General features: G+C 68.1%; 8 protein-coding genes. 6 read left to right on the forward strand and 2 right to left on the reverse strand.

Going from position 1 to position 12273, the window contains the following annotated elements:
* Window positions 1-113 precede the first annotated feature (113 nt).
* The 6 genes from IT779_RS14785 (at window position 114) to IT779_RS14810 (ending at window position 6523) form a co-directional block, all read left to right on the forward strand.
* Complete coding sequence (locus IT779_RS14785; protein ID WP_232541754.1) at window positions 114-1286, forward strand: DUF7373 family lipoprotein; 1173 nt, start codon at window positions 114-116, stop codon at window positions 1284-1286.
* A gap of 7 nt (window positions 1287-1293) precedes the next feature.
* Window positions 1294-2475 carry a DUF7373 family lipoprotein gene (locus IT779_RS14790; RefSeq protein ID WP_196149879.1) on the forward strand — a complete coding sequence of 394 codons (1182 nt, stop codon included), beginning with the start codon at window positions 1294-1296 and terminating at the stop codon, window positions 2473-2475.
* Window positions 2476-2485: 10 nt separating this feature from the next.
* Window positions 2486-3709 (forward strand): DUF7373 family lipoprotein, encoded by a 1224-nt coding sequence (locus IT779_RS14795; RefSeq protein WP_196149880.1) that lies wholly within the window; start codon window positions 2486-2488, stop codon window positions 3707-3709.
* Between the two features lie 72 nt (window positions 3710-3781).
* A complete protein-coding gene (locus IT779_RS14800) occupies window positions 3782-5404 on the forward strand; it encodes a serine/threonine-protein kinase (RefSeq protein WP_196149881.1) in 1623 nt (540 codons plus the stop codon).
* Between the two features lie 460 nt (window positions 5405-5864).
* Window positions 5865-6194, forward strand: a complete 330-nt coding sequence (locus tag IT779_RS14805; RefSeq protein WP_196149882.1) for a WXG100 family type VII secretion target — start codon at window positions 5865-5867, stop codon at window positions 6192-6194.
* Between the two features lie 38 nt (window positions 6195-6232).
* Window positions 6233-6523: a WXG100 family type VII secretion target gene (locus IT779_RS14810; protein ID WP_196149883.1), complete on the forward strand. Its 291-nt coding sequence runs from the start codon at window positions 6233-6235 to the stop codon at window positions 6521-6523.
* Window positions 6524-6672: 149 nt separating this feature from the next.
* Here the strand turns inward: IT779_RS14810 and IT779_RS14815 are convergent, their stop codons facing one another.
* Both IT779_RS14815 and eccCa read right to left on the reverse strand, forming a co-directional pair.
* Window positions 6673-8118: a type VII secretion-associated protein gene (locus IT779_RS14815; protein ID WP_196149884.1), complete on the reverse strand. Its 1446-nt coding sequence runs from the start codon at window positions 8116-8118 to the stop codon at window positions 6673-6675.
* Entirely contained in the window at window positions 8118-12161 is a 4044-nt protein-coding gene (eccCa, locus tag IT779_RS14820) for a type VII secretion protein EccCa (RefSeq protein WP_196149885.1), read from the reverse strand. The genes IT779_RS14815 and eccCa overlap by 1 nt, the downstream gene beginning before the upstream one ends.
* Window positions 12162-12273: the final 112 nt, after the last annotated feature.

The raw sequence follows: 12273 nt of genomic DNA on the forward strand, positions 1-12273 counted from the left end.
AGCGTGCGGTCGGCCGGGTGTTCACCCGGCGCTGCGGTTCGGTCCCTCGGCGTACGGCGATGAGCCGACGATCCGTAAACGGGGGCTGTATGAGAGTGCGCCGCGGGCTAGTGATGCTGTTGGCGACCGCCGCGGTCGCGGGATGTTCCGCGACCGTCGCGGGAGTTCCGGAACCGGGCCAGTCGACGGTCGACTTGGCGATCCTGAAGACCGGGCCGTACGGGCGCGAGCCGACGACCTACGATCCCGATCCGTCCTCGACCGCCGATGTGCGCCTGATGGAGGCGCGGCGGACGCTGGAATACCTGGTCCACCCGGCCGATGTCGATCCCGATCTGACCGAGGTAGGTGACGTCCGCTTCTTCGCCACCCCGGAGACGCCGTTCACCCTCGGCGTGCTGCCCGATCTCATGCGGCCGCCGCTGGTCGACAACAACATGCTGACCGGCACCTACATCTCGCGGATCAACAACAATCTGCGCAGCCGAAAACGTCTGATCGCCGCGATCTTCCGCTTTCCGACCGATGCCGCGGCGGCGAAGGCGGCCGAGGACTTCTTGCGCGCAGGCATGGAGAATCCGGAATCGCGGGCGCTTTCGGTCGACGGCCATCCCGAAGTGCGTTCCTATACGCGCGATTCCGTGAACGGGTCGGCGTTCTACTCGCGCGGCCCGTACACGGTGCTGATCAACGCGGGTATCCCGCAACCCGATCCGGCCGCGTTGACCCGCATCCTCGGCGCCGCGATCGATCGCCAGGCGCCGCTGCTCGACCAGCTGAAACCGACCGACTGGGACGACGTCCTCGATCAGCCCGCCGATGTGGACGGCATCATGCGCCGCGCGCTGCCGCAGTCCCCCGACTTCACCGACCCGTTCACCGACACCGACTTCTCGGTGTATCCCCCGGCCGCCGAACTGCATTTCGAACGCTATCCCGCGCAGCTGAAGAAGGCCTTCGAGGACAACGGCGTCGACCTGGTCGGCCGTCGCGGCGGCATCGTCTACCGGGCGCGCGACCTGCCCGCCGCGTTCCGACTACAGACCGCGCTCATGGCCGCGGGCCGGTACGACGAGGTGATCGATCCGCCGCCCGGACTGCCCGACGCGCGCTGCCTGCGCCTGGACGCCGAGACTTTCGCGCGCGCCGTCGACTCGTTCTGCACGGTGGTGCACGGACGCTACGTCGCGGTCGTGCTCGCCGAAACCCCGGTGGCCGCGCGGATCGACATCAACCTGTACCAGCGCGCCGCCGCCCAGTTCGCGATCCTGGCCAACAGTGAGTAGGACTGCCATGCGATTCCGACACCTGTTCGCCCTGTGCGTCGCCACCGCAACCGTTTTCGCCGCGGGCTGCTCCGATCCCGAGGCATCAACACCCGCCGTGGACATTTCGGCGCTGGATTCCGGCAACTACCCCACCGCGCCCCGCGATCTCGCGGCGCTGCGGGATCCCAAATACGGTCCGCTGCGCGAGGCGGTGCGCATCGGCGCGACCGTCCCGACCTTTCCCGAGATGGATCCCCGGTTCACCTTCCAGCGCCTGTCCGGCCCCGAGCGGCGGGTGATTCCGGGGTCGCCACCTGCGCTGTGGAGTCTGGAGTCCGCCGAATTCGCCGAGCTGACCACCGGTCTGGTCACCGGGTGGACCACCAGCGCCGAGCGTCGGGCCTCGACCTTCCTCGGCAGGCAGCTCACCGCGACCGTGCTGCGCTTCACCGACGCCGCGGCCGCCGACACCGCGGGCGCGCGGCTGATCGAACGGCAGGCCCGCAACGCGCCCGGCGACACCGTGGCGATCCCCGACCACCCGTCGGCCCGCGCGAAGTTCACACCCGCCAAGCACTATCTCGATGTCTGGGAGGCGCGCGACTCGCTGCTGCTGTGGGTGCACGTGGACGATCCGATCAGCGAACCGGTGCAGGCCGCGCCGCTGGCCGAGCTCGCCCGGCACACCATCGACGCGATGGTCGACGGCCTGAAGTCCTACACTCCGACCCCGGCCGACCAGCTCACCTCGATCCCGGTCGATGTCGACGGCATGCTCGGCCGCACCCTGCCGCCCGCGAACGTGGAGAACGCGAAATTCGACCGCAGGTCGTTCGTCATGCCCGCCCGCGCCGCGCTGCACTACGTCGGGCGCCCCGCGAATTCGAAATCGGCCTACGACGACGCGGGCGTCGACCTGGTCGCCTTCTCCGACGCGCGGCTCTACCGCGCCAAGGATCCCGATGCCGCCGAACGCCTGGTCGCCGCCTTCCTCGCGCAGCTGGCGGAGGGCACGAAGGCGATCGATCCGCCGTCGGGCCTGCCGACCGCGCGCTGTCTCGCCGCCAAGGACGACAAGCGCAGCGGCACGTATCCGCCGAGCTGTCTGGTCGTGTACGAGCGGTTCGTCGCGGTCGTGAGCGGCGGAAACCCGCAGGAAGTGCACCAGAAGGCCGCCGCGCAGTACAAGTTGCTCGCCGCCGAATGAGGAAGCCACGATGAGATCCCTACCGCGCCCGCGCGGCGCCATGCTGACCATCGTCGTACCCGCGCTCACCGCGGTGCTCGCGCTGACCGCGACAGGTTGCGGCGGCACCGTCGCCGGATCGCCCGTGCGGATCGGACCCGACGTGTCCACGCTCGACGTCGGCAACTTCCAGACCGCGCCGCGCGTGGTCGGCAACGCCAAGAACGACCGGCAGGCGAGAGCGCGGGAGGCGCAACGCCTCGCCGACTACGTCGCGCTGCCCTCGGAGGCCGATCCGTCCTACGTCGAGGACGGGTGGCCGCTGCGCAGCCACATCGTGCTCGACCGCAGGACCCTCGGCAATCTGGTGATCAACGACACCTTCGACGACGTCGCGAAGGATCTGGTCGCGGGTTGGGTGAACGCCGAGACCACCGCGGGCGACGCGCAGCGCCGCACGGCCAATATCGCCGTGCTGATGTTCCCGAACGCGGACATCGCGAAGGCCGTGGGGCCGGTGCTCGAACACGACGACTTCACCTTCAACTCGACCAATCAGCCCGCGACGATCCCGCAACCCGACACGATCGCGCACTGGCGCCCCGACGTCTCGTCCATCGGATCGTGGACCGTGCACGACCGCTACGTCGTGTACATCAAGGTGGTCGACGATACGAGAGCGCCGGACCTGCCCTCGCTGGTCGGACACGTCGACCGGCTGCTGAAGACGCAGATCCCACTGCTCGACCAGTTCGTCCCGACCCCCGCCGCCGACCTGCCGCGCATCCCGCTCGACCCGGAGGGACTGCTCGGGCGCACGCTGCCCAGCGCGCCCGAGGCGCCGTTCCGACCCGAACCGGACGGCCTTTACACCGGTCGCGGCATCACGACACTGCTGTTGAACAGCAATGCCACGACCCTGGCGAAGTTGCGGGAGAACGAGGTCGACCTGGCTTCCTTCGGCAACGCCGTGGTGTTCCGCAGTCGCACGGCCGCAGGCGCCGATGGACTCTACAAGCGGTGGCGGTTTTCGGAGAATCTCGATACCGATCAACGATTGGTCGCGATACCGGCGGGCATCACCGACCCTGTCGAATGCATCACCCAGTACTCCCGGTACGCGGGCAAGGAAACACTGCTCGGGCATTTGTGCATGCTCCGCGTCGACCGGTACGTCGTGCAGGCGCGCAGTAAGCAACTGCCCGAACTACACCAGCAGATGTCGGCGCAGTACGCACTCCTGACCAGCCGATGAGTTCGCTGTGATGGAGTATGGCTGTGGCGGACGCGCCCGCGCGCGGTATCGGAGATCGTCGAGGAGGACCGAATGGCGTTGCGACCCGGCGCGATAGTCGGCGGCTACCGGGTGCTGGAAGTGCTCGGCAGCGGCGGGATGGGCACGGTGTACCTCGCCCAGAATCCGATCCTGCCCAGACGTGACGCCCTCAAGGTCCTGAGCGCGGACCTGTCCACCGACCCGGAGTTCCGCGCGCGCTTCGAACGCGAGGCCAATCTCGCGGCCGCCCTCGACCATCCGAATCTGGTCGCGGTCTACAACCGCGGCGAGGAGGACGGCCAGCTGTGGATCGCCATGCAGTACGTCGACGGCACCGACGCCGCCGAGGAAGCCGCCAAGGGTCCGTCGGCGATGACGCCGCAGCGCGCGCTGCGCATCGTCGCCGAGATCGGCAAGGGGCTCGACTACGCGCACCGGCGCGGCCTGCTGCACCGCGACGTGAAACCCGCCAACTTCCTGCTCTCGGCGGCCGACGAGGACGACGAGGAGCGGGTGCTGCTCACCGATTTCGGCGTCGCGAAATCCGCGGAGGACGGCCGCGATCTCACGGCGACCGGCAATTTCATGGCCACCGTCGCGTACGCGCCGCCGGAACAGCTCATGGGCGAGCGGCTCGATCCGCGCGCCGACATCTACAGCCTCGGCTGCGCGTTCTTCAAACTGCTCACCGGCCGCAATCCCTATCCCGCCACCGTGCCCGCGGTGGTGATGATGGGTCACCTGCACGAGCCGCCGCCGGTGCTGAGCCAGGCCCGCCCCGGTCTCCCGCCCGCGCTGGACGCCGTGATCGAGAAGGTGATGGCCAAGGATCCCGCGCGGCGCTACGCCACCTGCCGGGAATTCGTGCAGGCCGCCGAGGCCGCGCTCTACGGTGCGCCGCAACAGTTCCACGCGCCCTACCCCACCGACCCGAGGCCGCGCACGCACATCACCGATCCGCGTACCGCCGCGGCGCATGCGGGCGCGACATCGGGAATGCCGAGCGCATATCACGCCGCGGGCGGTGCGCCGGGCTACGCGGCGAGTCCGCGTGCCGATCACGGGATCTACATCGAACCCACCGATCAGCATCTGGTGGACACCCTGCGCAACAGCAACGGTTCGGCACGCGCGCGCAAACGGCGAATTCTCGGGATCGGCGCGCTGCTCGCGGTGGCCGCCGTAGTCGTCGCCGCAGGCACCTATTTCTTCGCGACGCGCGATTCCGGGTCGGGCAGCGGCGACGCGTTGGCCGCGGTGCGCAATTCTCATCCGGAATTCTCCGGAAAGACCGTCACCGCGATGAATTACAGCGACGGCACGCTCAGCGCGGTACTCACACCGAGTGCGCAGGCGGAGTTCCTGCAACAGATCGGATTCCGCTACAGCGCCAAATACAAGGCGGTCGGCGACGAGAAATCGCCGCGCTCGCTGTCGGTCAAACCGTCGTCGAACGAGATCGATTCCGAGGTCCTCATCGTGCTCAGGACCGACAAGGACGCGGGCAACGGCGGCTTCCGCGGGCTACCGGTCGGCATTTCGATCAGTTCGGCGCGCATCGTCGTCGTGGACGATCGCGCTACCGTCCAGGCATTCCAGGTCTGGACCGATCAGTCGACCGGCACGCTGATCGACAAGATGGTTCCGGTGATCGCGAAAGCGGTCGGAAAGTAAGACTCGTCACGGCGAAATCGCGCGCCGCAGACGGAAGTCGGTCGCAATTCGCCCGGCGCCGCATACACTTTGATAGGCGGTGGCGCTGGTTCTCACCATCGGTTAGGGTGAGCGCAGCCAGCCCACTCGCCGGTTCAGGTGGAAGCAGCAGGGGGAAGGAGGGGAGCGATAGCGCTGGCGGCGACCGACACTCAGACGGCACCGTGGTCGAGACCGTTCGATGTGCGACAAGGCTGAACTGCCACAGGCTGAACTGCCACAAGCATGCGGGGGAACGAATTTCAGACCTCCCGTCCTCGGTGTTGCCGGTCGACAACGCGCACGCTTCGAGCCGCGATGAACTCCAGCGAGATTCAGGTCGAACTGGATGGAACCGATTCGGCACAGCGAGCGTCCAACCATATGAACAGGGTCAGCTCAGACTTCGGGCCTTGACCACGAGCAGGAGGAGGAAGCCGCCATGGCGGACAATTTGAAGGCCGATAGTACAGTCATCGCGCAGAAGGCCAAGGAGTTCCAGGAGCAGCACAACAGCCTGATGATCGCCATCAGGACGCTCAAGGCCGACGAGGACAACGTCACCAACGGCGCCAACTGGCAGGGTCAGGCGCGCGATGCGTTCAACGCGTTCATGGAGCGCTACTACTTCCAGGCCGACAAGATGAACGACAAGCTGATGGAGACCGCTGAGAAGCTGGTCAAGATGAGCGGCTCGTTCCAGGATCAGGACGACTCGTTCTCCTCGAAGGTGAACTCGCAGATCTCCAGCCTGGACCTGCCCGCGATCTGATTCTCCCGAACCTCGTCTCTTCCGTAAGGAGTCTGAACATGAGCAAGCCCATCTCCGCGAACTTCTCGGGTGTCGAATCCGGTGCGCAGCAGATCATCAAGCGCGCCGAAGGCATCGGCCAGGAGCTCGAGTCGTTCCACAAGAAGGTCGAAGAGTACGTCGCCACCTACGGCGCCGGTGCGGCCAACGATGCGTTCAGCGAGCTGCAGCGCACCTGGCAGACCCACGTCCAGCAGCTGAACACCACCCTCACGGGTGCCGCGCAGCTGGTCAGCTCGGGCAACTCGGAGCTCCAGAGCACCGACTCCGCCCTCGCGGGTCTCTTCTGAGATCGACCACACGCACTGTTCGTGCCCCGGCGAATTCGTCGGGGCACGAACTATTTTGTCCGGCCTTCGGGCGGTGCAGCTTTCGATCGGTGCAGCTTTCGATCGGTGCAGCTCAGTCGGTAGAGCTTCGGTATTTCGTCACCGCCCGGCTAAGGCATGACGTGTACCGAGGCGGCGAAGCGGTCGCAGGTGGAGGCCAAGGTCCGCCAACCGTCGCCCGTGTATTGGCAGCCGATGCTCACCTGGGTGCCGTGTTCGACCAGGACGTGCCAGTCCACGGTGGAACCGCCTTCGGGGCGTTCGGTATAGGCCAGCATCGAGCGGCCGCCGAACACCACGTCGCGGCGCAGGTCGCCGATGGCCGGGCGTTGTCTCATCTGCGATTCCAGATTCGCCGCGATCTGCTCGTATCCGGCGTCGGGTGCCACCGTGTTCTGGGTGAGGATGATCCGCATCCGCGCGCCGTCGGCGGGCGCGAGATCGAGGCGGGAAGCGGCCGACGCCGGAGCCGACTTCCATCCGTCGGGCATCTGAAAACGTATGCGCCCGAACGACTCCGGTGACGGCGCGGCGGATGGCCCCGGCTCGGCGGGTGCGGGTGCGGTGCTCTCGGCGCCTGCGACACTCGCGCTCGAAGCCGCCGGAGCCGCCGCTTCGGAATCGTCGGAGCCGCCGAGGGCGATCACCGTACTCACGACACCGATGACGATCGCGATCGCCGCCGCGACACCGCCGAGCAGGTAGACGGCCCGCCGATCGCGCGGATCGCGTTGTGCAGCAGCACGTTCCCGCAGGGGCTGTAACCACTCGTTCGACGGCAGCGCGGCCGTGGTCGCACCGAGTTCGGATTCGGGCTGCGACGGGCGCACGAGATCCGTGCCGGAGATCGGCCGCACCGCCGTCTCGGGTCCGCAGATGCCGCGCACCTCCGCCCGCACCGCCTCCAGCGCGACCGGATCGGCGAGGCCGAACACCTGCACGACATCGACGGGACGTCCGGACAGCAGGCCGCCGAGCAGATCCGCCAGCGACCGCGCCGCATCCGGCTCGACACCGAGCGAGACCGCGGCGAGATCCGGTGCGAATTCACAGGATTCGAGCCGCAGCCCGCTCGGGCCCGGCGCCACCGAACTCGCGGTCGTGGTGAGCGCGCCGAATTCCAGGACAACGGCGCGCCTGCCGCGCGCCGCCGCGCCATCGGCGGCGACCGCGCGAATCGCGGTGTCCTCGAACACCACCTCCGCCGCGACCCGACGCAGCGCCTCGACGACCACCGCGCGCCGGTGACCGCCCCATTCCGTGGGCACGATCACCGTCATACGCGCCACCGGCGCCGCGAGACCCAACTTGTCCAGCACGGCGTCCGCGACCGCGGCCAGCGCCTCGACCGCGGTCGGGATCCGCGGGGCGAGGGCGATCCGGTCGGCGCTCACGTACTGCACCGCCGAACTGACCTGGGTCGGCGGTGTCAGTGGCTCGCCGACGACGAGCCCGCCCGCACCGCCGAGCACCACCGACGGTGGCCCGTCCCAGTGCGTGCGCGGCCCGACGGCCCAGACGCGGGTGTCGGTGAGGACCAGCTCGACGGTGGTCATCACTCCGCCGGTGGCATCCAGGCCAGCTGGATCAATTCCTGTGCGTTGCGCGTGATGAAGTGGCCGCGGCCGGGCGGCAGCGGCGACGGGCGCACCGTACCCATCATCACGCCCTCGTCCTTGTTGCAGCTCATGATGAGACCGGCCGAACCGAGGTCCTTCATGCGCGCCAGCGTGGCCTCGTACATGGCTCGGGCCGCGCCGCCCGAGCGCCGCGCGATGATCAGGTGGAAGCCGAGATCGCGAGCGTGCGGGAGGTGTTCCACCAGGACCGAGGTCGGATTGCCCATGGAGGTGGCGACCAGGTCGTAGTCATCGATGATGACGTACAGTTCCGGGCCGCTCCACCAGGACCGGTCGCGCAGCTGCTGGGGCGTCACGTCGGGGCCGGGGGTGCGCTTGCTCACGTAGCCCGCGAGATCGGCCATGTTCTGGGTGAACTGCGGCGCGGTGGAGCCGTAGCCCGCGAGATATCCCTCGGGGACGAGGCCGAGCATGGTGCGCCGGTAGTCGCCCAGGATGAAACGCGCCTGGTTGGGCGTGTTCGACGCCGCGATGCCCTCGACCAGCGAGCGCAGCAGCGTCGACTTGCCGGACTCGGTGTCGCCGATGACGATGAAGTGCGGGCTCTCGTTGAAGTCGATGTAGACCGGCGCGAGTTCGGATTCGTTGATGCCGATCGGAATCCGCATGGTCTTGACCGCGGGATCGGTCTGCGACGGCCATTGCCCCGCGTGCTGGAGCAGCTGTTCGCGGGCCAGCACCTCGGGCAGCATGCGCGCGGCGGGTGCGGCGCGGCCCGGCGTTAGACGCGCGATGGTCGCCACGGCGTCGGCGACGGCTTGGCCGAGGTTGGTCGGATCCGAGCTGCCGTCGATGCGAGGCAGGCCGGTGAGCATGTGCAGGCATTCCGGCGTCATACCGCGCCCCGGCCTGCCCTGCGGGACCAGCGCCGCGAACTTGCGGCCGAGGTCGGAGTCCATCGGGTCGCCGAGGCGCAGTTCGATACGGGTGCCGATCTGGTCCTTGAGGGCGGGACGCGCCTCGGCCCAGCGGTTCAGCGCGATCACCACGTGCACGCCGTAGGACAGACCCTGCACCGCGAGGTTCATGATCTGCTGTTCCAGCGGCTCGAAATCCTGGCGGATGGAACTGAATCCGTCGATGACGAGGAAGACGTCACCGAACGGGTCGTCGTGCGCGCCTGCCGCGGACGGGCCGCTCGTCGGGTCGACCGAACGCAGCCTGCGGAATTCGGGCATGGATTCGATGCCGAGCGCGCGGAAGCGGGCCTCGCGGCCGCGCACGATAGTGGTCATCTCGGCGATGGTGCGCCGGACCTTGTCCTCGTCGAGCCTGCTCGCCACCGAGCCGACGTGCGGCAATCCCTCGAGGCTGCCGAGCGTGCCGCCGCCGAAGTCGAGGCAGTAGAACTGCACCTGCTCGGCGGTGTGGGTCATGGCCATCGCCATGACCATGGTGCGCAGCGCGGTCGACTTGCCCGACTGCGGCCCGCCGACCACGGCGACGTTGCCGCGCGAGCCGGACAGGTCGACCACCAACGGATCGCGCCGCTGGTCGTAGGGCCGGTCGACGATCCCGATCGGCGCGCGCAGCGTGGCCAGCGGCGAGAATTCGCCGGTGAGCACCGAGCGCGGGATGAGCTGGTCGAGAGTCGGCGCCTCGTCGAGCGGCGGCAGCCAGATCTCGTGGGCGGGGCGTCCGTAGCCCTGGATGCGGGAGACCAGCATGTTGAGGTTGGAGATCTGCTCGCCGTCCTCGGAATGGTGTTCCTGCGGTTCGCTGTTCTGCTCCGCGGGCAGCGGAATGCGGTCGGCGGCCCGGAAATCCACGTGGTGGGCGGTGAACGCCCTTGCCTTCACATCGATTTCGCCACCCGCGATCCCCGCGCTGGTGACCTCGCGCTGGGAACCGCCGCCGACATAGGGGCCGGACACGTAGGACGCCTGGAAGCGCTGGATCTCCCCGGAATCCGATTTCAGGTAGCCGCCGCCGGGCACGCCGGGCAGGTTGTACGCGTCGGGCACGCCGAGGACCTGCCGGGATTCGTTGGCGGAGAAGGTCTTCAGGCCGATCCGATAGGACAGGTGCGACTCCAGGCCTTTGAGCTTGCCCTCTTCGAGGCGCTGGGAGGCCAGCAGCAGATGCACGTGCAGCGAGCGGCCGAGCCTGCCGATCATGACGAACAGTTCGGCGAAATCCGGGTGCTGGGTGAGCAGTTCGGAGAATTCGTCGAGCACGACGAACAGCGCGGGCAGCGGGTCGAGATCGGCGCCCGCCGCGCGCGCCTTCTCGTATTCGGAGACGTTGGCGAAGTTGCCCGCCTGCCGCAGCACCTCCTGACGGCGGTTCATCTCGCCCGCGAGCGCATCGCGCATGCGGTCGACCAGGTCGGCCTCTTCTTCGAGGTTGGTGATGATGGCCGCGACGTGCGGGACGCCGTCCAGGCCGAGGAAGGTCGCGCCGCCCTTGAAGTCGACCAGCACCAGGTTCAGCTGATCCGGCGAGTGGGTGGCGAGCAGGCTCAGCACCAGGGTGCGCAGGAATTCCGATTTACCGGAACCGGTGGCGCCGATGCACAGGCCGTGCGGGCCCATACCGCTCTCGGCGGCCTCCTTGATGTCGAGTTCAACCGGAAGGCCGTCCGCGCCGACGCCGAAGGGCACCCGCAGGCGTTCCCGGCCGTAGCGTGGCCGCCAGGCGTGTTCGGGATTGAAGGTGCCGATATCGCCGAGGCTCATCAACTGCGCCCAGGTCGAGATCACCTCGCTGTCGTCGGTTTCGACGTCGCTGCTGCGCTGGGTGGCGGCGCGGTAGGGGGCGAGGCGGCGCGCGACCTGCTGGGCCTGCTGGCTGCTGATCCGGTCGATGATGGCGAAGCGTTCCTGATTGCCGGTGGCGCCGCGACCGATGCACTCGCCGTTCTCGATCACCATCTTGATGCCGCGCGAAACCGCCAGTCGCGGAGCGTATCCGCACAGGTCGATGATGGTGACGCCCTCGTAGCCGGATTCGCGCAGCTGATCGTCCTCGGCCTCGAGCAGGCCGCCGTCGACCACGATGACGATGTGCACCAGATTCGCGTTGGCGGGCTGGTTACGCGAGTAGCGAACGCGGTTGGCCAGCAGGGAATGCAGACTGGCCATGGCCTCCCGGATCGAACCGTAGAACATGCGCTGGCTGCCGATGCCGTCCTGGGCGTCGGGATGCTGGGTGTGCGGAAGCCATTTGGTCCATTCCCACTCCCGCGCCGTGTCCGGACCCGCGACGACCGCGACCAGCACCTGGTCCGGCGCCTGGAACATGCACAGCTGCAACAGCATCGCGCGGCTCATGTCGCGCGCTTCGGCGCGGTCGCCGTCGAGTGCGATGGTGGCGAAACCCTTGACCGCGATGGCGGTGGGCAGATCGGGCACCGTGGAATGCGCGCGCACGAAGCGGCGCAGCGAGACCGCGGCGATCGGCTCCAATTCCTCGACCGGACCCGTCTCCGGCGCGACCAGGCGCGTCGCGAGGCGCTGGCCGCCGATGCCGATGCGGGCGTGGCAGAAGTCCTTGTCCCCCGCGCGGCGCTCCCACATCCGGCTGGTCCCCGCCAGCATCCAGATGAGGGCGGGCTCGGGATGGCTCCACTCCACCGAGGCGCGCTGCTGACTCGCGGTCTCGTCGACATCCTTGCGCACCTGGTCGAGGTAGCGCAGGTAGTCCTTGCGGTCCTCGTTGGCCTCGGCGGCCTTCTGCCCCTTGCCGCCGCCCTGGCCCGCGAACATGCCGACCATCGAGAACATCATCATGACCGGGAACATCATGGACATCGGATTCGACGCGATGCCGCCGCCCTGGGTGAAGAGCAGGGCCATCATGCCGACCATGCCGATGATCATCACCACCGGCATCATCTTCATGAGCAGATTGCCCGGCGTGACCCGAGGGATCTCCGGCGGCGGCTGGAGAGTGACCTCGCCGCCGGGAGTGCGCGGCATCTCCCGGCGCGCACGACGTTGGAACCGGACAGTACTCATCGGTCTACGAATCCCCCTTTTCGGTGCCGAAAGTTCGGCCTCAGTGTAGAGGCCACAGCCGACATGTCGTACAGTTCGACCAGCATTCTGCTGTCAGGACGCCGGGGATCGC

This window comes from Nocardia bovistercoris, assembly GCF_015674855.1.
Lineage (GTDB): Bacteria > Actinomycetota > Actinomycetes > Mycobacteriales > Mycobacteriaceae > Nocardia > Nocardia bovistercoris.

Coding starts and splice junctions, on each gene's coding strand:
- IT779_RS14785 (WP_232541754.1), top strand. CDS start 114: ATGCTGTTGGCGACCGCCGCGGTCGCGGGATGTTCCGCGACCGTCGCG.
- IT779_RS14790 (WP_196149879.1), top strand. CDS start 1,294: ATGCGATTCCGACACCTGTTCGCCCTGTGCGTCGCCACCGCAACCGTT.
- IT779_RS14795 (WP_196149880.1), top strand. CDS start 2,486: ATGAGATCCCTACCGCGCCCGCGCGGCGCCATGCTGACCATCGTCGTA.
- IT779_RS14800 (WP_196149881.1), top strand. CDS start 3,782: ATGGCGTTGCGACCCGGCGCGATAGTCGGCGGCTACCGGGTGCTGGAA.
- IT779_RS14805 (WP_196149882.1), top strand. CDS start 5,865: ATGGCGGACAATTTGAAGGCCGATAGTACAGTCATCGCGCAGAAGGCC.
- IT779_RS14810 (WP_196149883.1), top strand. CDS start 6,233: ATGAGCAAGCCCATCTCCGCGAACTTCTCGGGTGTCGAATCCGGTGCG.
- IT779_RS14815 (WP_196149884.1), bottom strand. CDS start 8,118: ATGACCACCGTCGAGCTGGTCCTCACCGACACCCGCGTCTGGGCCGTC.
- eccCa (WP_196149885.1), bottom strand. CDS start 12,161: ATGAGTACTGTCCGGTTCCAACGTCGTGCGCGCCGGGAGATGCCGCGC.